The following is an 18,639-nucleotide window of genomic DNA, read 5'->3' as shown; positions in this document are numbered from 1 at the left end:
AACCGACAGCGCGGCGCGCACCTGTGGACGACGGTGTCGCCCCGCCGTGGTGGACTCGGTCCATGACCGACCTGCGTCACCTGACGACCGAGCGGCTGCGGCTCGACCGCCCGAGCCGCGACGACCTGGCCGAGCTCTTCGCGATCTACTCCGACCCGAGGGTGTGGACGCACTTCCCGTCGCTGCGCCACACGACGGTCGAACAGACCGGGCGGATGCTTGACGCCTGGGCCCTCGCCTGGCGGGACGTCGGCCTGGGGACCTGGGTCGTGCGTCGCCACGACGACGACGCCGTCATCGGTCACGTCGGGTGCTCGCCGCGCGCGCAGTGGTGGAACCTCGGCTACCGCTTCGCCGCCGAGACCCACGGCCAGGGTCTCGCCAGCGAGGCCGCCCGCCCCGCCCTCGAGGCGGCGCCCAGTGTGCGCGACGTGCCCGTTGTCGCCTATCTCCTCGAGCACAACCACGCCTCCCGGCGAGTCGCGGACAAGCTCGGCCTGGCCCTCCAGCACCGCGGCCCCGACGCCGACCATCCCGACCCGGACGCCGTCCGGCTCGTCTACGCCGACCGCGAGCTGACAGCCGACCAGCTGGCCGGCATCGTGCGCGAGTAGACCACGCGAGCGCGACGGCGGGCCTCGAGCGGGAGGCCTCCTCAGGGAGCGTGGGCGAGCACCTCGGCCATGACCGGGGCGTCGACGTTGCCGCCGCTCGCCACGACGACGACGGTCTGCCCGGCGAAACACTCCCTCTGGGCGATGAGCGCGGCCAGCGCCGCGGAGCCGCCGGGCTCGACGACGAGCTTGAGCGTGCGGGCAGCCTCGCGCATCGCGACCCGCGCCTGGTCGTCGGTGACCTCGAGCCCGGTCACCCCGTGCCGGGACAGGGCAGCGAGGGTGTGCTCGCCGACCGTCGGCGAGCCGATCGCATCGAGGAAGACCGGCACCGCCGGCACCTTCTCCACCCTGCCGGAGACGAGCGAGCGCGCCATCTTGGGGTAGCCGTCCCGCTCCACGACGAAGGGGGCCACCCCCGGGTGCGTGTCCCGCACCGCCGTGATGACGCCCGACGAGAGCCCGCCACCGCTGCACGGGACGATGACCGCGTCGGGGGCGTGGCCCCCTTCGCGCAGCTGGTCGACGATCTCGAGCCCGACGGTGCCCTGGCCGGACATCACCCGGGGGTCGTCGTAGGGGTGCACGAGGGTGAGCCCACGCTGCTCGACCAGCTCGCGACCGACGACCTCGCGGTCCTGTGTCGCGGGGTCGTAGAAGACGACCTCGGCGCCCCACCAGCGGCAGCCGTCGACCTTGATCTGCGGCGCGTCCTGCGGCATGACGATCGTCGCCGTCGCGCCGGTCATCCGGGCCGAGGCGGCGACGGCCTGCCCGTGGTTGCCGGTGGAGAAGGCGAGCACACCCGCCGCCCGCTCCGCCTCGGTCAGCGAAAGCAGCGTGTTGAGCGCACCGCGGATCTTGAAGGACCCGGTGAGCTGCAGGGCTTCGGCCTTGACGAGCACCCTCGCGCCGCAGAGCTCGTCGAGCATCGGGGAGGAGAGCAGGGGCGTGCGCCGCACCCGGCCCTCGATTCGCTGCGCTGCCGCCCTGATCGTCTCGATGCCGAAGTCCATGTGGACATCCTGCCGCTACGCCCGCGAGATCACCCCGGCAGTGGCTCGGCGCCGCGCTCCTCGAGCATGGTGGTCATCGTCTCGACCTCGCTCGTCTGGCTGGTGATGATCGACTGGGCGAGCGTCTCGACGGCGCGGTTCCTGGAGTAGTCGCGGGCGGCCTCGGCCATCGGCACGCCCGCCTTGTGGTGGCGGATCATCAGCTGGAGGAAGTAGACCTCGGCCTCCTTGCCGCGCAGGCCCTCGAGCTTGGTCAGCTCCTCGGCCGAGGCCATGCCGGGCATGAGCCCGTCGTCGGTGAGCTCGCTCGCCTCGTCGCCGTGGGCGTGGCCGAGGCCCTTCATCCACCCCATCTGCTCGCCGTCGCCGGTCGGCGAGAGCCCCCACGCCTGCAGCCAGCCGGCCATCTGCCCGGACTGGTGGGACTGGGTCCGCGCGATGTCGTAGGCGAGCGAACGGACGAACCTGTCGTCGGTGCGGTCGTAGATGATCCACGACATCTCGACGGCCTGGTCGTGGTGGGTCTGCATGTCGCGGGCGAAGCCCGCGGCCACGCTGTCGTCGGCCGGCAGGTCGTCGCCGCCGGCCCGGCTGATGGCCAGCCCGCCGACGAGACCGACGACGAGGGCCACGAGCGCCGCGACGACGACCCGGGGGGTCACTTGACCAGGCTCGTCTTGGGGGTCACCCCACCGGTGCAGGCAGCGCCCGGCTCGGGGGTCTGCGGACCCTGGCGGTACTCCTTGATGAAGCCCTTGATCCGCGGGTCGTCGGCGGAGTCGACGGACAGCTGGTGGCCCCAGGCGGACAGGACGATCTTGCTGTCCATGTCGCCCTCGTAGGGGGAGAGGAGGGTGTAGGTGTCGGGCAGCGCCTGGTCGAGCTTCTTGACATCGGCCTCGGGCAGCTCGGGGTCGTAGGTGATCCACACGGCGCCGTGCTCGAGGGAGTGGACGGCGTGCTCGTTGGGCAGCGGTACGTCGTAGGTGCCGCAGTTGAGCCAGATCGCGTTGTGCTCGCCGCCGACGGGCGGCGACTCCTTGTAGTCGACCTTGCCCTCGACGTGGTTGCCGCCGGAGTACTCGTAGGTCTTGACGCCGGACAGGTCGCCCTGCGCCTGGCGGTCGTCCCGCTCGCTGAGGATGGCCCAGCCCACCGCGCCGGCGATGAAGACGATGACGAGTGCTGCTGCGCCGGCGAGGATCAGCGAACGGCGCCGCTCGGCACTCTGCGCCTGCTTGCGGGCCTCGGCGAGCCGCTGCTCGCGCGCGGACGGGGTCTTCGACTGCTTGCTCATGTGTCCCTCGGGCTGGTGGTCGGGCCGGCTCGGATTATTGCACCGTCAACTGAAGGCTGGCTGGGGGTGCCGCCCACTAGTGTGACGGCATGCGCTCAGAGACGACGACCCTCACCTCCCCCCAAGACGGGCTGCCGCTCTTCGTCCGCACCTGGCTGCCCGACGGCGACGCGAAGGGGGCCGTGCAGCTGGCGCACGGCATGGCCGAGCACTCGGGCCGCTACGAGCGCCTCGCCCGGGCGCTCACCGACGCCGGCTACGTCGCCTGGATGCACGACCACCGTGGGCACGGCGAGACCTCGACCGAGACGGCCGACCGCGGGTACTTCGCCGACGACCACGGCTGGGACACGGCCGTCGAGGACATGCACACGGTGCTGAAGGCGTTGCGGGAGGCCCACCCCGGGCTGCCCGTCTTCTTCCTCGGCCACTCCATGGGCTCGCTGCTCGGCCGCGACTTCATCACCCGCTACGGCCAGGACCTGGCCGGCGCGGTCCTCAGCGGCACCGCTGCCGACCCGGGCCTCCTCGGCAAGGTCGGGCAGGCCCTCGCGACCGTCGAGGGCAGGGTCCGGGGACGTCGGGCGACGTCGCGCCTGATGAATGCCATGACCTTCGGGTCGTACAACAAGGCCTTCAAGCCCGTGGCCACCGACTTCGACTGGCTCAGCCGCGATGCCGACGAGGTGCGCAAGTACGTCGACGACCCGCGCTGCGGCGGGGTCTTCACCGCCGGCTTCTTCGCTGACCTCCTCGGTGGGGTCAACCGCCTGGGCGAGCTCGCCGCCCGCGTCCCGAGCGACCTGCCGCTCCTCGTCATCTCCGGCGAGGACGACCCGGTGGGCGGCAAGGCCGCGGCCGGGGTGCGCGCCGCCGCCGAGGCCTACCGAGAGGGCGGGGTGCAGGACGTGACCCTCGAGATCTTCCCGCAGGCTCGTCACGAGCTCTTCAACGAGACCAACCGCGACGAGGTGACCGGATTCGTCATCGGCTGGCTCGACGACCACCTCCCGACGAAGGGGGCGTGACTCCCGTGACCGAGCGCAAGCGCGACGCCCGCCAGGCCATCGAGGACCTCGAGTTGGACAAGCACCTCGCCACCGCCGGGGCGGCGGCGGCGAAGCTGGCCCAGGAGGCGGTCAGCCTCGTCGGCACCTACGCCGACGATCACCGCGAGCAGGCCCACGGGCTGCTCGCCCGTGCCGAGAGCGAGGCCGACCGGGTGACCGGTGGCCGCGCCACCGACCTGCTCGGCAAGGTCCGCTCCGGCCTGGCGGCCGGCGTCGACCTCGTCGCCGACCAGCGGCCCGACCCTGCGGCGGCTGCGTCCGAGTCGACCGACGCCCCGGGCTCTGGTGACGCGGACTCTGGTGGCGCCAGCTCTGGGGACACGGACTCCGACGACCCGGGGCAGCCCCCTTCGGCCGGATGACCGCCCGACGACGGCTCGGCGGGGCGCTGCTCCTCCTCGCCGTCGCCTACCTGCTCGGCGAGGCCTGGGCCGTCGCCGGCTGGCGGGGTCTGCCCTACAGCTGGACCGATGACGCGATCAGCACCCTCGGTGTCCCCGAGGTCATGTGGACCAGCGAGGGCTCGCGCGAGTCGACGCGGTACGCGGCGATGAATGCGACCTTCGTCGCCTCCGGCGTGCGGGTGCTGCTCGCGACGGTGGTGCTCGCCCCCTTCGTCCCGCGGTGGCGGTGGCTCGTCCTGCCGCTCGCCCTCGCCCACGGGATCGGGACCGTCGTCGTCGGCTTCGTCCCCACCGGGCTGACCTCCGAGCGGGCCAACGGGCACGGCCTCGGCGCTGCCCTCGCCATCGGCGGCGGCACGCTCCTGCTCCTCGCGCTCACCGCGACCCTGGCCGCTCGGCACCGGGGGCTCGCTGCCTGGACCGGGGCGTGCGCCGCGGTCTCCGTGCTCGGATGCGCGCTCGTCCTCGTCGGGGTGGGGGGCTTCGGGCTGGCGGAGCGGCTCGCCGTCGACGCCGTCATCATCTGGCAGATCGGGGCCGGCGCCGCGCTGCTGCTCAGCCGACCCCGGTGAGGCCCTGCTCCGCGGCTGCGGAGCGCACGGCCTCGACGAAGAGGTCGATCGACGGTCGCGGGGTGGAGCTGGCCCGCTGGGCGATGGACACGGTCCGCAGGATCGGTTCGTCGAGGGGGATGACGTCGACGCCCGGAGGCAGCAGCGTGAGCCCGAGGTCGGAGACCAGGGTGACGCCCAGGCCGCCCGCGATCATGGCCAGGGCTGTGAACTGCTCCTCGACCGTGTGCACGATCCGCGGGTCGAAGCCGTGGGCGTGGCACTCCACCCGCACCGCCCGGCCGAAGTGCGAGCGCGGCCCGGCGAGGATCCACGGGAAGTCGGCGAGCGCGGTGAGCGACACACTCTCGCCCGACAGGACACCCTCCGGCACCGCGGCGTGCAGGCGCTCGACGGCCACGACCGACCATTGCAGCGCCGGGTCACGGTCGAGGGGGTGACCGGAGTAGTCGATGACGAAGGACAGGTCGAGCAGCCCGTCGCGCACCGCGTCGGCCGTCTCCTCGGGGGCGAGCTCGCTCGTCTGCACCCGGATGCCGGGGTGCTCGACGGCGAGGGAGGACAGCGCGCGGGGCAGCAGGCCCGAGGCCACCGACGCCCACACCCCGACGCTCAGCCGGGCGGTGATGCCCGACTGGGCCTGCTCGATCGCGGCGGTCGCGCGCTCGACCGAGCCGAGGATCTCCTCGGCGTGGTCGGACAGGAGCAGGCCGAGCTCGGTGAGCTGGACCCGCCGGCCGTGGCGCTCGATGAGCTTGACCCCGACCTCGCGCTCGAGCTGGGCGAGCTGCTGGGAGACGCCCGACGGGCTGTAGTGCAGGGCCTGCGCGGCAGCGGTCACCGTGCCGCGCCGGTGCAGCTCGCGCAGCATCTGCAGGCGTCGCAGGGACAGCTCCATCCGCCCACAGTAGGCCGCGGCCCGCTGCTGGGGCGGGAGGCGCGTGATCGTGCAGGCCGGGTGCACGATCACGTGCACCTTCTGTAACTGGACGTGAGGCGGGTCACACGCTGACGCTGGCCGTACTGCGCCCCCTTTTCAGATTGGCGGTCATCACCATGACGGCGACCCACACGACCAACCCGGCCCACGACTTCGTCGACCGCGAGCCCGAGCACCAGATCACCTGGGTCGACCCCGTGACGGGCGCGCAGGGGTACCTCGTCGTCCACACCCTCGTCGGCGGCATCGCCACCGGCGGCACCCGGATGCGGGCCGGCTGCACGATCAGCGAGGTCGGCGACCTGGCCCGTGGCATGGCCACCAAGACGGCGGCCTTCGGCCTGCCCGTCGGCGGAGCGAAGGGGGGAGTCGACTTCGACCCCAAGGACCCGCGGGCCTTCGGTGTGCTCACGCGATTCTTCACCGCGATGCGCCCGTGGCTCGACGGCCGGTGGGTCACCGCCGAAGACCTCGGCGTGACCCAGCAGCTCATCGACGACGTCTTCGCCGAGGTGGGCCTCTCGCAGTCCTTCCACGCGGCGATCTCGCGCTCGCCGCAGCCGGAGGCGACCCTCGCCCGGGTGCAGGCCGGGCTCGAGGTCATGACCGACGGCTACCCGCTCGGCGACGTCATCGGCGGCTACGGGGTCGCCGAGGCCTGCCTCGGCGCGGCCGACGGCTTCGGCTGGGCGACCCGGGACACGACGATCACGATCCAGGGCGTCGGCACGATGGGTGGCGGCGCGGCGTGGTACCTCCACGAGGCGGGTGCCCGGGTGACGGCCGTCGCCGACGCCCGCGGCACCCTCTTCGACCCGGCCGGCCTCGACGTGCCCGCGCTGCTCGACCTGCGCGACGAGTACGGCGAGATCGACCGGTCGCAGGTGCCGGCACACGTGCAGCAGCTGCCGCGCGACGCGATCGTCGGCATCGAGGCCGACATCTTCGTCCCGGCCGCCGTCTCCTACGCCATCCGCGAGGACAACGTCGACCAGGTGGTCGCGCGGGTCGTCGTGGAGGCGGCCAATGCCGCGACGACCTGGGGTGCCGAGGACACGCTCACCGAGCGCGGCATCGTCGTCGTGCCCGACTTCATCGCCAACGCCGGCGCTGCCGCCTGGGCCTGGTGGCTGCTCCAGGGGCAGGTCGGCTGCGACCCCCGGGACTCCTTCAACCGCCTCTCGGCCGAGATGCGCGCCAAGGTCGCAGTCCTCGCCGAGCGCTGGACCTGCGACCGGATCCCCATGCGGCAGAGCGGGTTTGCGCTGGCATCGAGCAACCTGCGCGCCCTTGAGGGGGCGCAGATCGTCATCCCTTGAGTCCCGCTCGGCTCGCTGACCGCCGGAGGCAGGTCGGTCGGGGCGGCCGGACGCGGCCGTCAGCCCCGCTTGGCGACGATCCGCTGCACGGCGTCGTCGAGGTGCGCCTGGAGGGCCGCCTTGGCGCGGGCCGGCGGCGCGGTGAGGATCGCCTGCCGCAGAGCCTCGTGGTCGTCGACCTGCGTCCAGAGGTCGCCGTAGGTCGTGCGCAGCTCCCCCAAGCACATGCGCGTCTCGACGATCAGGGTCCGCATGGCGCGGATGAGGCGGGGACTGGCCGAGGCCTCGACGAGCACCTCGTGGAAGTGCTGGTCCGCGTCCGAGACGGCGGGGCCGTCCCCCTTCGCCGCGGCCCGTCGCATCCGGGTGACGACGCGCTCGAGCTCGTCGGCCGTCGACTCGCGGCGTCGGTCGGCGATGACGATCTCGAGGGCTCCCCGCTCGATGACCGAGCGCGTGCGGTAGACGTCGCGGACGTCGTCGAGGGTGAGCTCGTTGACGAAGACGCCGCGATTGGTGATCGCCTGGAGCAGCCCCTCGGACACCAGTCGCTGCATCGCCTCGCGCACCGGGCCACGGGAGACCTCGAAGCGGGCGGCGAGGTCCGCCTCGCCCAGCTGCTCGCCCGGCTCCAGCCGACCGGACATGATCGCCTCGCGCAGCTCGTCGGCGAGGTACTCCACGGTCGAGCGGCGTGGGTGGGGCGTGAGATCGCTGACGGGCATGTCCCTGCCTTCGTGATTGCCAGATTGTTGACAATCTATGAACCCGGCTCCTACGTTGTCAACATGCCCAGCCAGCCCGTGGTCGTGGTGCTCCACGACGGACAACTCCCCGACGAGCAGGTCATGGCGCCGGTCGTCGAGCGCGCCCGAGAGGTGCGCTACGCGACCGCCGAGGAGCTGCCCGAGGCGATCGCCGGAGCCGAGGTGCTCTTCGCCTACGACTTCTTCTCCACCGCCATCCCCGACGCCTGGCCGGCCGCCGACGCGCTCGAGTGGATCCACGTCGCCTCGACCGGGGTCGACGCGATCCTCTCGCCGGAGGTGCGCGACAGCGACGTCGTGCTCACGAACTCGCGCGGCGTCTTCGACGCCTCGATCGCCGAGTACGTCCTCGCCCAGGTCCTCGCCTTCGCCAAGGACCTGCCGCAGTCGACCCGGCTGCAGCAGGCCCACCGGTGGGTGCACCGCGAGTCCGAGCGGGTCGCCGGCACGCGGGCACTCGTCGTCGGCACCGGCCAGATCGGCCGGGCGATCGCCCGGCTGCTGCGCGCAGTCGGCGTCGAGGTCTCCGGCTCCGGCCGACGTGCCCGTGACGACGACCCCGACTTCGGCACCGTGACCGCGCAGGAGGACCTGCACCACGCTCTCGCCGCTGCCGACTGGGTCGTGTGCATCGCCCCTCTCACCGACGCGACCCGGGGGATGTTCGACGCAGCGGCCTTCCGCGCAATGCCCGACCACGCCCGCTTCATCAACGTCGGTCGGGGGGAGTCCGTCGTCACCGACGACCTCGTCGACGCGCTGCGCTCCGGGACGATCGCCGGCGCGGCTCTCGACGTCTTCGACACCGAGCCTCTCCCGCAGGACCACCCGCTGTGGGACCTGGCTGGGGTGCACATCACCCCTCACAGCTCCGGGGACTTCATCGGCTGGCGGGACGAGCTCGTGCGCCTCTTCGCCGACAACTTCGCTCGGTGGGTCGACGACGAGCCGCTGCGTCACGTCGTCGACACCTCGCTGGGATACGTACCGACCGACGGGAGCACCGCATGACGCCCACCGAGATGACCGCCGTCGAGCTCCTCGCCGCCTACGGCGCCAAGGAGCTCTCACCGGTCGAGGCGACGACGGCCGTCCTCGACCGCATCGACGAGGTCGACGGGCAGGTCAACGCGATGTGCCTCGTCGACCGTGAGGGGGCCCTCGCGCAGGCCCGCGCCTCCGAGGCCCGCTGGCAGGCTGGCGCACCCCAGGGGCTGCTCGACGGGGTGCCCACCTCGATGAAGGACATCTTCCTCACCCGGGGGTGGCCCACCCTGCGCGGCTCGCGGTCGATCGACCCTGACCAGGCGTGGGACGTCGACGCCCCGGTCACCGCTCGTCTGCGCGCCGACGGCATGGTCCTCGTCGGCAAGAACACGACACCCGAGATCGCCTGGAAGGGCGTGACCGACTCGCCCCTCACCGGTGTCACGCGCAACCCGGTCGACCCCCGGATGACCGCGGGTGGTTCCTCCGGAGGTGCCTCCGCGGTGGTTGCCGCCGGGATGGCGCCGGTCGCCGTCGGGACCGACGCCGGCGGCAGCATCCGCATCCCGGCCTCCTTCTGCGGGATCGTCGGCTTCAAGCCGACGCACGGCCGGGTGCCGATGTTTCCGGCCAGCCCCTTCGGGCCCCTCGCGCACGCCGGCCCGATGACCCGCACCGTCGATGACGCCGCGCTGCTCCTCGACGTCATCTCGCAGCCCGACCCCCGTGACCCGACGGCGCTCGACGTGCCGTCGACGCCCTTCCGCGAGCAGGCCACCCGCGACGTCTCCGGGCTCCATGTCGCCTACTCGGGGACCCTCGGGTGGATCGACGTCGACGACGAGGTCGCTCGGGTGTGCGACGCCGCGGTGGCGGCGATCGACGCGGCAGGGATGCCGGTCACCGCGACCGACCCGGGCTTCGCCGACCCCTTCGACGCCTTCGAGCTGCTCTGGGGGGCCAGTGCCGCGACGCTCCTGCGGACCATGCCGGGGGCCCGCGAGACCATCGACCCCGGACTCGGTCGGGCCTGGGACCTCGGTGAGTCGGTGAGCGGCATCGACGTCTTCGAGGCCCGGGCCGTCGCCGCCCAGCTCGGCATCACCATGGGTGCCTTCCACGAGCAGCACCCCCTGCTCATCACCCCGACGATGCCGATCCCGGCCTTCGAGGCGGGGCACGACGTCCCGCCGGGCAGCGGGATGACGCACTGGGCCCGGTGGACCCCCTTCACCTACCCCTTCAACATGACCCAGCAGCCGGCGATCAGCATCCCCGTGGGGACGACCTCCGCCGGCCTGCCGGTCGGCCTGCAGATCATCGGCCCGCGCCACGCGGACGGCCTCGTCCTCGCCGCGGCGCGGTGGGTCGAGGGCGTGCTGGCCGGCTGACCCGGAGCCCGCACGGTCGGTGCCTCAGCGCACCTTGAAGGTGTAGAAGTACGGACGCTGCCGCGGGAAGGTGAAGTTGCCGTCGGCGTCGGCCTGCATCCAGCGCGTGAAGCACACGGTCCGCTCGTCGGGGCCGGGGTAACCGTCGGTGTCTGCGCCGGACCCGCCCCTGGCCCTCTGGACGTCCTGGACGTTGCGCCGGGTGTACGTCGGAAGGTCGAGCCCGCCTGGTAGCCGTCGCCGTGGTGGTGGCGGTCGTAGCCCCTTGGCGATCAGGCCCTTGTCGTGCGTGCGGACGGCCGGGTGGCTCTTGCCGAGGACGAAGGCGCCAGTGCCCGAGTAGCAGGCGGGGGGGCGCCCCCGCCGTCGCCGAGCTCCTCGGCGACCACGCGGTGGAGCCGCTGGCCGCGACCGTCGACCCACTGCCCGATCGGCACGGTGTCCGGGACCCCGCGGCGCATCGGACGACGTCAGAGGGGGGGCCCGCGACGGTCTGACGGGCGAAGGGGGGTCAGACCTCGGCGAGGACCTTGCCCCAGATGTCGAGTGCCTCGTCGACCTGCTCGGCGGTGACGACGAGCGGCGGGATCATTCGCACGACGTTCATGTGGGCGCCGCAGGTGAGCAGGAGCAGGCCCTTCTTGGCGGCCAGCTGCTGCGCCGCCTGGGCGCGGGCCGTGTCGGGCGTGCCGTCGGCCGCGGTGAACTCGCTGCCGACGAGCAGGCCGAGGCCGCGCACGTCGCCGATCCCGTCGACGGCGGCGGCCTTCGCGCCCTCGAGCAGCTGGGTCCCGCGCTCGGCGGAGTTGGCGACCAGGCCCTCCTCCTCGATGACCTCGAGGGTGGCGACGGCCGCGGCGCACGCGACGGCATTGCCGCCGTAGGTGCCACCCTGCGAGCCCGGCCACGCCTTGCTCATCAGCTCCTCGCTCGCCGCGATGCCGGAGATGGGGAAGCCGGAGGCGATCCCCTTCGCCAGCGTGATGATGTCGGGCTGCACGTCGAAGTGCTGGTGACCGAACATCTTGCCGGTGCGGCCGAAGCCGGTCTGGACCTCGTCCATGACGAGGAGGATCCCGTGCTTGTCGGCCCGCTCGCGCAGACCCTGGAAGAAGGCGGTGTTGCCGGGGATGTACCCCCCTTCGCCGAGGACCGGCTCGACGATGAAGGCGGCGGTCTCCTGCGGCGAGGTGAGCGTCGCGAGGATGTAGTCGAGCTCCTTGAGCGCGAAAGCGGTGGCCTCCTCCTCGCTCCAGCCGTAGCGGTAGGCGGTGGGGAAGGGGGCGACGTGCACCCCGCCCATGAGCGGGCTGAAGCCGGCCGAGAAGCGGGTGCCGGAGGTCGTCATCGTCGCCGTCGCGACGGTGCGGCCGTGGAATCCGCCGTGGAAGACGATGACATTGGGCCGACCGGTCGCCTGGCGCGAGAGGCGCAGGGAGGCCTCGAGCGCCTCGCTGCCGGAGTTGGCGAAGAAGAGGCTGTCGAGGTGTGCCGGGAGCACCCCCTGCAGCTTGTCGACGAGGGCGAGCAGCGGCTGGTGCATGACGGTCGTGTACTGGCCGTGGATGAGCTTGCCGACCTGCTCCTGCGCGGCGGCGACGACCTTGGGGTGGCAGTGGCCGGTGCTCACGACGCCGATGCCGGAGGTGAAGTCGAGGTGGCGGTTGCCGTCGACGTCGAAGACCTCCGAGCCGAGGGCGTGGTCGATCGTCACGGGGGTGGCCTGCTTCAGCAGGGGGGACAGCGCTGTCATCGGGACCTCCGAGGTCGGGTTGTTCGTCTGATTGTTGACAATACGTCTACGGTTGGGGAGACGGCAAGGACGCTGACGAAGGAGCCTTCCATGACGACCACCGACACGCCACAGGTCACCCGCGAGCAGGAGCGCGAGGCCATCGCCTCGGTGCCCACCGGCCTCTTCATCGGGGGCGAGTGGCGCACGACCCGCGCGACGATGCCGGTCGACGACCCCTCGACCGGCGAGCACCTCGCCGAGGTCGCCGACGCCGACCCCGACGAGGCCGCTGCGGCCCTCGACGCCGCCGTCGCGGCGCAGGCGGAGTGGGCGCAGGTGTCGCCCCGCGAGCGCAGCGAGATCCTCACCAGGGCCCGTGACCTCATGCTCGCCGACGTCGACCGGCTGGCGCTGATCATGACCCTCGAGATGGGCAAGCCCCTGACGGAGGCGAAGGGGGAGGTGGCCTACGCCGCCGAGTTCTTCCGCTGGTTCGCCGAGGAGGCCGTGCGCATCGACGGCGGCTTTATGACCGCGCCGGCGGGCGGCTCGCGCTTCCTCGTCGCCAAGCAGCCGGTCGGCCCGTGCATCCTCATCACCCCGTGGAACTTCCCCATGGCGATGGGCACCCGCAAGATCGGGCCGGCCATCGCCGCCGGGTGCACGTCGGTCATCAAGCCTGCGGCAGAGACGCCGCTGTCGACCCTCGCGCTCGCCGACATCCTCGTGCAGGCGGGCCTGCCCGCGGGCGTGGTCAACGTCGTGACGACGAGCAAGAGCGACGACGTCATGCGCCCGATGATCCTTGACCCGCGCTCGCGCAAGATCTCCTTCACCGGGTCGACGCCGGTCGGCAAGCACCTGCTCGAGCTCGCCGCGAAGACCGTCATGCGCACGTCGATGGAGCTCGGCGGCAATGCCCCCTTCCTCGTCTTCGACGACGCCGACCTCGACGTCGCCGTCGAGGGGGCCATGGCGGCGAAGATGCGCAACATCGGCCAGGCCTGCACCGCGGCCAACCGGATCCTCGTGCAGCGTCCGGTCGCCGAGGAGTTCGCCCGTCGCCTGGGGGAGCGGATGGGCGCCCTGCCGATGGGCCGCGGCGTCGAGGAGGGCGTCGTCGTCGGGCCGCTCGTCAACCAGAAGGCGGTCGACAAGGTCGACGAGCTCGTCCGCGACGCGCTCGACCGAGGTGCCACCGCGCAGCTCGGCGGCGCCCCCGCGGACCGCGACGGCTACTTCTACCCGGCGACCGTGCTCACCGGCGTGCCCGCGGAGGCGCAGATGGGCAGCGCCGAGATCTTCGGCCCGGTCGCGGCGATCACCGAGTTCGACACCGAGGAGGAGGCGATCGCGCTGGCCAACGACACCCCCTTCGGCCTGATCTCCTACGTCTTCACCCAAGGCCTCGACCGCGGCCTGCGGGTGAGCGAGGCGCTCGAGGCCGGCATGGTCGGCCTCAACCAGGGCGTCGTCTCCAACCCCGCCGCCCCCTTCGGCGGGATCAAGGAGTCCGGCGTCGGCCGCGAGGGCGGCTTCACCGGCATCGACGAGTTCCTCGAGACGAAGTACATCGGCATCAAGGTCTGATGTCCGACGCGGCAGGATGGGAGCCATGACCCTCCAGCACATCGCCCTCGAGTGCGACTGGCAGGCGGCGCAGTCCGCTGGCAGCTATCCCGTGTCCACGCGCGGGCGGACGATCGCCGAGGAGGGGTTCATGCACTGCAGCGGGTCGGCGGAACAGCGCGACGGGGTGGTGGCCCGCTTCTACGCCGACGTCACCGAGCCGCTCCTCGTCCTGACGATCGACGAGGCCTCGCTCGGGGGGCACGGCCTCGACGTGCGCTACGAGCCGGCGGTCCTCGGTGGCGACGAGCTCTTCCCGCACGTCTACGGCGGTGACCTGCCGATCGGGTGCGTCAGCCAGGTCGACCGCCTCCGTTGACCGACGAAGGGGGAGTCAGCTCCCCTTCGCGATGGCGGCCGTGATCGCCCCGGTGACGTCGACGAGGTCACCCGGCGCGAGCTCGAGGTCGAGCCCCCGCCGCCCGCCGCTGACGAAGACGGTGTCGTGGGTGAGGGCCGACTCGTCGAGCACGGTGGTCAGACAGCGCTTCTGGCCGATCGGGCTGATGCCGCCGACGACGTAGCCGGTGGTCTTCTCGGCGAGCGCTGGGTCGGCCATGCTCGCCTTCTTCGCGCCGACGGCCGCGGCGAGGGCCTTGAGGTCGAGCTGGTGGTCGACGGGCACGATGCCGACGACGAGCCCGTGGTCGCGGGGCAGGTCGGTCTGCGCGAGCAGCGTCTTGTAGACCCGAGCGGGCTCGACCCCGAGCGCCTCGGCGGCCTCGAGCCCGTAGGACTCGGCCCGCGGGTCGTGGTCGTACGGGTGCTCGGTGAACTCGATGCCCGCGGCGGCCAGCGCTCGTGTGGCCGGGGTCGCGCCGCCCTTCGCCTTCTTGCCCATGGGCCCAGTGTCCTAGGTCCCGCAGTAGGTGATGTAGCCGCGGGTGAAGTCGGGGTCGGCCGGCTCGGCGTAGCGCCCCCACCCCTCCCGCTCGTCGAAGGGGAACCGCAGCGCCTCCAGCAGCTGCTCGAAGGGGGCGAGGTTGCCCGTGTGCGCCGCGGCGAGAGCCTCCTCGACGAGGTGGTTGCGGGGGATGTGGACCGGGTTGGTCTCGTCCATGATCGCGGCGCTGGCCGCGGGGTCCTTCCCCTCGCCGTGCAGGCGGGTCAGCCACCGGTCCTGCCAGGTCTGCCACCGCGGCAGGTCCTGGATGCGGTCCAGGGTCGGCGTCGGCTCGTCGCGCAGCACCCGGGCAAGGTCGCGGAAGAGGCCGGTGAAGTCCAGCGCCTCCGCCGCCGCGACCTGCAGCAGGTCCTCGACGAGCCCGGTGTCCTCGGCGACAGCGCGGCCCAGGCCGAGCTTGCGCCGCAAGAGGTCGAGCCGGTGCTGCTCGTAGGCCGGGGTGAAGGCCTCGAGCCGCTCCTGCGCCTGCGTCACGAGGTCGTCGGCCTCGCCCTCGGCGAGCGGGATGAGGCACTCGGCGAGCCGGGCCAGGCCCCACGTCGCCATCGTCGGCTGCGCGGAGTAGCGGTAGCGGCCACCGGTGTCGACGCTGCTGAAGAAGGTCTCCGGGTCGTAGGCGTCGAGGAAGGCGCACGGGCCGTAGTCGATCGTCTCGCCGGAGAGGGTCATGTTGTCGGTGTTCATCACCCCGTGGACGAAGCCGAGGGACATCCACTGCGCGACGAGTGCGGCCTGTCGCTCGACGACCGCGGACAGCAGCGCCATCGGGTCCCTAGGCGGCACGTCGGGGTGGTGCCGGGCGCGGGCGTGCTCGACGACGGCAGCGAGCTGCTCGCGGCTGCCCTGGCTCGCGACGAGGACGAGCGTGCCGATGCGCAGGTGCGAGGCCGCGACCCGGGTGAGGATGGCGCCGGGCAGGGGCCGTTCACGCAACACCTGCTCACCGGTCGCGACGGCGGCCAGGGCGCGCGTCGTCGGGACGCCGACCGCGTGCATGAACTCGGAGACGAGGACTTCGCGCAGCACCGGGCCGAGGGCCGCACGGCCGTCACCGCCCCGGGAGAAGGGAGTGCGCCCGGACCCCTTGAGTGCGATGTCGCGGCGTCGGCCGTGGGTGTCGACGACCTCCCCGAGCAGATGCGCCCGACCGTCGCCGAGCATCGGGGAGAGATGACCGAACTGGTGTCCGGCGTAGGCCTGGGCGATCGGCTCGCAGCCGTCGGCGATGGCATTGCCCGCGAGGACGGCAACCCCCTCTGGGGAGCGCAACTCCTCCGGGTCGAGGCCGAGCTCGACGGCGAGGCCATCGTCGAGCGCCAGCAGCTCGGGGGCGCGCACGGGGACCGGGTCGACCCGGACCCCGAGCCAGCCGAGGTCGCGGACGAAGGTGTTGTCGCAGGGCCACCTCATGCCCCCACCATCGCAGACGCTCACGCGCGTCGAGCAGGTGGCCGGCCCAGTGGAGCGATGCGTGACGACGTCGTCGGGCTGGCTGCCCCCTTCGGGTGGACGATGCCCTCCTGCACGGTGACCCACGGGGTTCGCGTCGTCTGGTGTCCACCTTCCGTCAACCTGACCTTGGTATCCATGACCCATGCAGCAGAACCTCCGCGAGTACATCGACCGGCTCATGGTCGAGGGCTACACCGTGCGTGACGACCAGGGCGACGACCCGATGCTCATCGCCCCCGACGGCAAGGCCGTCGAGACCTGGCGGGAGAACTACCCCTACGACTCCCTCATGGAGCGCGAGGAGTACGACGTCCAGAAGTACCTGCTGCAGATCGAGCTGCTGAAGTTCCAGAACTGGGCCAACGACACCGGCCGCAAGTTCGTCGTCCTCTTCGAGGGCCGCGACGCGGCGGGCAAGGGCGGCACGATCAAGCGCTTCACCGAGCACCTCAACCCGCGTGGTGCCCGCGTCGTCGCCCTGACGAAGCCGAGCGACCGCGAGCTCGGGCAGTGGTACTTCCAGCGCTACATCCAGCACCTGCCGACGAGCGGCGAGATCGTCCTCTTCGACCGCTCCTGGTACAACCGGGCCGGCGTCGAGCGGGTCATGGGATTTTGCAGCGACGAGCAGTACGAGGGCTTCATGGACCAGGCCCCGAAGATCGAGCGGATGCTCGCCGACTCCGGGGTGCACGTCACCAAGCTGTGGTTCTCGGTGACCCAGCAGGAGCAGCGCACCCGCTTCGCCATCCGCCAGATCGACCCGGTGCGCCGGTGGAAGCTCTCCCCGATGGACCTCGAGAGCCTCGACAAGTGGGAGGCCTACACCGAGGCCAAGGAGGAGATGTTCCGCCGCACGGACACCCGCCACGCGCCGTGGACGGTCATCAAGTCCAACGACAAGAAGCGCGGCCGGATCAACGCGATCCGCTTCTTCCTCAACCAGTTCGACTACGAGGGCAAGGACTCGCAGGTCGTCTTCACGCCCGATCGCAAGGTCGTCTCCCGAGGCCGCAAGACCGAGGGCGACTGATGCCACCCGGTCCCTGAGCGGGTCCCACGTTCCGCGTGGGCGGTCGCTCAGCGACCGTCTCGAAGGTGGTCCCTGAAGAGGTCGCTCAGCGACCGTCTCGAAGGGCCGGCAAAGGTCGACATCGTGGCCGCCCGGGTGCAGGGTGACCCCGTGACCAAGGATGCTGCCACCCGCCTGCCCCGCGGCCGGGCCCTCGCCGACATCGGCCCGCTCGAGCAGCTGCGCGCCGGCCGCCTCGGCGTCCGCCTGCCGCTCCTGCTCGCCGGGCTCTTCCTCTACGGGGCGTCCATGGCCATGGTCCTGCGCGCGACCCTGGGGCAGATCCCGTGGGACGTGCTGCACGTCGGCGTCTCGCAGCACATCCCGCTGAGCTTCGGCACGATCGTCATCGGCGTCTCGCTGCTCGTGCTGCTCGGCTGGATCCCCCTGCGGCAGAAGCCCGGTCTGGGCACGATCGGCAATGCCCTGCTCATCGGTCCGTCGGCCGATCTCGTGCTGTCGATCCTCGACGAGCCGTCCGGCACGGTCTGGCGGGTCGTCCTGCTGCTCGGCGGCGTGGTGCTCAACGGCGTCGCGACAGGCATGTACATCGGCTCGCAGTTCGGACCCGGCCCGCGCGACGGTCTGATGACCGGCCTGGCTCGCATCACCGGTGGTTCGATCCGGGGTGTGCGCACCGGCATCGAGGTCGCCGTGGTCGCCGTCGGCTGGCTGCTGGGCGGCACCGTCGGGGTCGGCACGATCCTCTACGCCGTGGCCATCGGGCCGCTGGCACAGCTCTTCCTGCCGCTCTTCACGGTTGAGCTCGGGCGCCCCGTCCCACCCTCCGATACATAACTGGACGTAATGGTTCGGATCATGTCACGTTATGGGTAGGTCATGAGTCCCAGCGCGAAGCCCCGGCTGGCTGGGCGGCAACCCTCCTCCCTTCGGTGGGGTGCCCCGGGTGAGGACCTGGGCGCGGTCGACCGACCGGGCCAAGCGAGGGGCGTTGCCGCCCCGTGATCTCCACAGGAGCACCCATGTCCGCCACCGCCACCGCCACCGCCTCGACCATCCTCACCTCGAGCGTGCAGGGGCGCCTCGTCACCGGGACCGAGGTCGCGATCACCTCCCGCCAGCACGAGTTCACCATCGACGAGCCGGAGAGCCTCGGCGGCGCCGACCGGGGCGCAAACCCGATCGAGCACCTGCTCGCCGCCCTCGCCTCGTGCACCGTCATCAGCTACCAGGTCTGGGCCGGCAAGCTCGGCATCGCGGTCGACTCCATCGACGTCGACCTCGAGGGCACGATCGACCTCGCCGGGTTCTTCGGCACCGACGAGACCGTGCGTCCCGGCTTCCAAGGGATCGAGCTGGGTATCCGGGTAGCCGGCCCGGCGAGCGAGGCGGACTACCGCCGCCTCGAGCAGGCCGTCGCCGAGCACTGCCCCGTCCTCGACAACCTGACGCTGGGCGTGCCGGTCACGACGTCCCTCGAGGTGGCTCCCGCCGCTGCCTGAGGGCCAC

Annotated in this window: 20 protein-coding genes and 1 riboswitch; of the genes, 12 read left to right on the top strand and 8 right to left on the bottom strand. The window is 72.0% G+C overall.

Features of this window, described 5'->3' with window-relative positions; translation table 11 throughout:
• The first annotated feature begins 62 nt into the window (after nt 1-62).
• Entirely contained in the window at nt 63-614 is a 552-nt protein-coding gene (locus AB4Y78_RS08790; RefSeq protein ID WP_441713370.1) for a GNAT family N-acetyltransferase, read from the top strand.
• Nucleotides 615-655: 41 nt separating this feature from the next.
• Here the strand turns inward: AB4Y78_RS08790 and AB4Y78_RS08785 are convergent, their stop codons facing one another.
• Genes AB4Y78_RS08785 through AB4Y78_RS08775 form a run of 3 tightly spaced genes read right to left on the bottom strand, consistent with a single transcriptional unit; the run spans nt 656 to nt 2,927 of the window.
• The gene (locus tag AB4Y78_RS08785) at nt 656-1,630 is read right to left on the bottom strand and encodes a threonine ammonia-lyase (RefSeq protein WP_441713369.1); all 975 of its coding nucleotides are present in this window, start codon (nt 1,628-1,630) and stop codon (nt 656-658) included.
• 29 nt (nt 1,631-1,659) lie between these two features.
• Nucleotides 1,660-2,292: a DUF305 domain-containing protein gene (locus AB4Y78_RS08780; protein ID WP_441713368.1), complete on the bottom strand. Its 633-nt coding sequence runs from the start codon at nt 2,290-2,292 to the stop codon at nt 1,660-1,662.
• The gene (locus tag AB4Y78_RS08775) at nt 2,289-2,927 is read right to left on the bottom strand and encodes a DUF3105 domain-containing protein (RefSeq protein WP_441713367.1); all 639 of its coding nucleotides are present in this window, start codon (nt 2,925-2,927) and stop codon (nt 2,289-2,291) included. The genes AB4Y78_RS08780 and AB4Y78_RS08775 overlap by 4 nt, the downstream gene beginning before the upstream one ends.
• A gap of 89 nt (nt 2,928-3,016) precedes the next feature.
• Here AB4Y78_RS08775 and AB4Y78_RS08770 point away from each other — a divergent pair, with 89 nt between their 5' ends.
• Genes AB4Y78_RS08770 through AB4Y78_RS08760 form a run of 3 tightly spaced genes read left to right on the top strand, consistent with a single transcriptional unit; the run spans nt 3,017 to nt 4,973 of the window.
• The gene (locus tag AB4Y78_RS08770; protein WP_441737055.1) at nt 3,017-3,955 is read left to right on the top strand and encodes an alpha/beta hydrolase; all 939 of its coding nucleotides are present in this window, start codon (nt 3,017-3,019) and stop codon (nt 3,953-3,955) included.
• A complete protein-coding gene (locus tag AB4Y78_RS08765) occupies nt 3,952-4,359 on the top strand; it encodes a hypothetical protein (protein ID WP_441713365.1) in 408 nt (135 codons plus the stop codon). The genes AB4Y78_RS08770 and AB4Y78_RS08765 overlap by 4 nt, the downstream gene beginning before the upstream one ends.
• Nucleotides 4,356-4,973 (top strand): DUF998 domain-containing protein, encoded by a 618-nt coding sequence (locus tag AB4Y78_RS08760; RefSeq protein ID WP_265230251.1) that lies wholly within the window; start codon nt 4,356-4,358, stop codon nt 4,971-4,973. Before AB4Y78_RS08765 ends, AB4Y78_RS08760 begins: the two co-directional genes overlap by 4 nt.
• On the opposite strand, the gene AB4Y78_RS08755 is transcribed toward AB4Y78_RS08760, so the two are convergent.
• Nucleotides 4,957-5,943: a LysR family transcriptional regulator gene (locus AB4Y78_RS08755; protein WP_441713364.1), complete on the bottom strand. Its 987-nt coding sequence runs from the start codon at nt 5,941-5,943 to the stop codon at nt 4,957-4,959. The genes AB4Y78_RS08760 and AB4Y78_RS08755 overlap by 17 nt on opposite strands.
• A gap of 86 nt (nt 5,944-6,029) precedes the next feature.
• On the opposite strand from AB4Y78_RS08755, the gene AB4Y78_RS08750 reads away from it, so the two are divergent.
• Nucleotides 6,030-7,232 carry a Glu/Leu/Phe/Val dehydrogenase dimerization domain-containing protein gene (locus AB4Y78_RS08750; RefSeq protein WP_441713363.1) on the top strand — a complete coding sequence of 401 codons (1,203 nt, stop codon included), beginning with the start codon at nt 6,030-6,032 and terminating at the stop codon, nt 7,230-7,232.
• Between the two features lie 59 nt (nt 7,233-7,291).
• Here AB4Y78_RS08750 and AB4Y78_RS08745 read toward each other — a convergent pair whose 3' ends face one another.
• The gene (locus AB4Y78_RS08745) at nt 7,292-7,957 is read right to left on the bottom strand and encodes a GntR family transcriptional regulator (RefSeq protein ID WP_007926467.1); all 666 of its coding nucleotides are present in this window, start codon (nt 7,955-7,957) and stop codon (nt 7,292-7,294) included.
• Nucleotides 7,958-8,020: 63 nt separating this feature from the next.
• Here AB4Y78_RS08745 and AB4Y78_RS08740 point away from each other — a divergent pair, with 63 nt between their 5' ends.
• A complete protein-coding gene (locus tag AB4Y78_RS08740) occupies nt 8,021-9,010 on the top strand; it encodes a D-2-hydroxyacid dehydrogenase (protein ID WP_007926465.1) in 990 nt (329 codons plus the stop codon).
• Nucleotides 9,007-10,377 carry an amidase gene (locus AB4Y78_RS08735; RefSeq protein ID WP_007926464.1) on the top strand — a complete coding sequence of 457 codons (1,371 nt, stop codon included), beginning with the start codon at nt 9,007-9,009 and terminating at the stop codon, nt 10,375-10,377. The genes AB4Y78_RS08740 and AB4Y78_RS08735 overlap by 4 nt, the downstream gene beginning before the upstream one ends.
• Nucleotides 10,378-10,888: 511 nt before the next feature.
• Here AB4Y78_RS08735 and AB4Y78_RS08730 read toward each other — a convergent pair.
• A complete protein-coding gene (locus AB4Y78_RS08730; RefSeq protein ID WP_128277004.1) occupies nt 10,889-12,130 on the bottom strand; it encodes an aspartate aminotransferase family protein in 1,242 nt (413 codons plus the stop codon).
• Nucleotides 12,131-12,220: 90 nt separating this feature from the next.
• On the opposite strand from AB4Y78_RS08730, the gene AB4Y78_RS08725 reads away from it, so the two are divergent.
• On the top strand, nt 12,221-13,702 hold the full coding sequence (locus tag AB4Y78_RS08725; protein WP_282071855.1) for an NAD-dependent succinate-semialdehyde dehydrogenase: 1,482 nt from the start codon (nt 12,221-12,223) through the stop codon (nt 13,700-13,702).
• 25 nt (nt 13,703-13,727) lie between these two features.
• Entirely contained in the window at nt 13,728-14,060 is a 333-nt protein-coding gene (locus tag AB4Y78_RS08720; RefSeq protein WP_441713362.1) for a DUF952 domain-containing protein, read from the top strand.
• A 15-nt stretch (nt 14,061-14,075) separates the two neighbouring features.
• Here the strand turns inward: AB4Y78_RS08720 and ybaK are convergent, their stop codons facing one another.
• Both ybaK and AB4Y78_RS08710 read right to left on the bottom strand, forming a co-directional pair.
• Nucleotides 14,076-14,582, bottom strand: a complete 507-nt coding sequence (gene ybaK / locus AB4Y78_RS08715) for a Cys-tRNA(Pro) deacylase (protein WP_441713361.1) — start codon at nt 14,580-14,582, stop codon at nt 14,076-14,078.
• Between the two features lie 12 nt (nt 14,583-14,594).
• Nucleotides 14,595-16,055 carry a protein adenylyltransferase SelO gene (locus tag AB4Y78_RS08710; RefSeq protein ID WP_441713360.1) on the bottom strand — a complete coding sequence of 487 codons (1,461 nt, stop codon included), beginning with the start codon at nt 16,053-16,055 and terminating at the stop codon, nt 14,595-14,597.
• Between the two features lie 184 nt (nt 16,056-16,239).
• On the opposite strand from AB4Y78_RS08710, the gene ppk2 reads away from it, so the two are divergent.
• The 3 genes from ppk2 to AB4Y78_RS08695 all read left to right on the top strand — a co-directional run bounded on the left by ppk2 (nt 16,240) and on the right by AB4Y78_RS08695 (nt 18,632).
• Nucleotides 16,240-17,130, top strand: coding sequence for a polyphosphate kinase 2 (gene ppk2, locus AB4Y78_RS08705; RefSeq protein ID WP_441713359.1), 891 nt, complete (start codon nt 16,240-16,242; stop codon nt 17,128-17,130).
• Nucleotides 17,131-17,280: 150 nt separating this feature from the next.
• Nucleotides 17,281-17,967, top strand: a complete 687-nt coding sequence (gene yczE, locus AB4Y78_RS08700; RefSeq protein ID WP_441713358.1) for a membrane protein YczE — start codon at nt 17,281-17,283, stop codon at nt 17,965-17,967.
• 38 nt (nt 17,968-18,005) lie between these two features.
• Nucleotides 18,006-18,120: riboswitch (SAM riboswitch) on the top strand.
• A 32-nt stretch (nt 18,121-18,152) separates the two neighbouring features.
• Nucleotides 18,153-18,632: an OsmC family protein gene (locus AB4Y78_RS08695; protein ID WP_441713356.1), complete on the top strand. Its 480-nt coding sequence runs from the start codon at nt 18,153-18,155 to the stop codon at nt 18,630-18,632.
• Nucleotides 18,633-18,639: the final 7 nt, after the last annotated feature.

This window comes from Janibacter sp. RAF52 (assembly GCF_052114035.1).
Lineage (GTDB): Bacteria > Actinomycetota > Actinomycetes > Actinomycetales > Dermatophilaceae > Janibacter > Janibacter hoylei.
This window is presented reverse-complemented; position numbering and strand designations above follow the sequence as displayed.

Excerpts from the sequence above, each read along its gene's own strand:
- AB4Y78_RS08790 (WP_441713370.1), top strand. The coding sequence starts at position 63 with ATGACCGACCTGCGTCACCTGACGACCGAGCGGCTGCGGCTCGACCGC.
- AB4Y78_RS08785 (WP_441713369.1), bottom strand. The coding sequence starts at position 1,630 with ATGGACTTCGGCATCGAGACGATCAGGGCGGCAGCGCAGCGAATCGAG.
- AB4Y78_RS08775 (WP_441713367.1), bottom strand. The coding sequence starts at position 2,927 with ATGAGCAAGCAGTCGAAGACCCCGTCCGCGCGCGAGCAGCGGCTCGCC.
- AB4Y78_RS08770 (WP_441737055.1), top strand. The coding sequence starts at position 3,017 with ATGCGCTCAGAGACGACGACCCTCACCTCCCCCCAAGACGGGCTGCCG.
- AB4Y78_RS08760 (WP_265230251.1), top strand. The coding sequence starts at position 4,356 with ATGACCGCCCGACGACGGCTCGGCGGGGCGCTGCTCCTCCTCGCCGTC.
- AB4Y78_RS08750 (WP_441713363.1), top strand. The coding sequence starts at position 6,030 with ATGACGGCGACCCACACGACCAACCCGGCCCACGACTTCGTCGACCGC.
- AB4Y78_RS08745 (WP_007926467.1), bottom strand. The coding sequence starts at position 7,957 with ATGCCCGTCAGCGATCTCACGCCCCACCCACGCCGCTCGACCGTGGAG.
- AB4Y78_RS08740 (WP_007926465.1), top strand. The coding sequence starts at position 8,021 with ATGCCCAGCCAGCCCGTGGTCGTGGTGCTCCACGACGGACAACTCCCC.
- AB4Y78_RS08735 (WP_007926464.1), top strand. The coding sequence starts at position 9,007 with ATGACGCCCACCGAGATGACCGCCGTCGAGCTCCTCGCCGCCTACGGC.
- AB4Y78_RS08730 (WP_128277004.1), bottom strand. The coding sequence starts at position 12,130 with ATGACAGCGCTGTCCCCCCTGCTGAAGCAGGCCACCCCCGTGACGATC.
- AB4Y78_RS08725 (WP_282071855.1), top strand. The coding sequence starts at position 12,221 with ATGACGACCACCGACACGCCACAGGTCACCCGCGAGCAGGAGCGCGAG.
- AB4Y78_RS08720 (WP_441713362.1), top strand. The coding sequence starts at position 13,728 with ATGACCCTCCAGCACATCGCCCTCGAGTGCGACTGGCAGGCGGCGCAG.
- ybaK (WP_441713361.1), bottom strand. The coding sequence starts at position 14,582 with ATGGGCAAGAAGGCGAAGGGCGGCGCGACCCCGGCCACACGAGCGCTG.
- AB4Y78_RS08710 (WP_441713360.1), bottom strand. The coding sequence starts at position 16,055 with ATGAGGTGGCCCTGCGACAACACCTTCGTCCGCGACCTCGGCTGGCTC.
- ppk2 (WP_441713359.1), top strand. The coding sequence starts at position 16,240 with ATGCAGCAGAACCTCCGCGAGTACATCGACCGGCTCATGGTCGAGGGC.
- AB4Y78_RS08695 (WP_441713356.1), top strand. The coding sequence starts at position 18,153 with ATGTCCGCCACCGCCACCGCCACCGCCTCGACCATCCTCACCTCGAGC.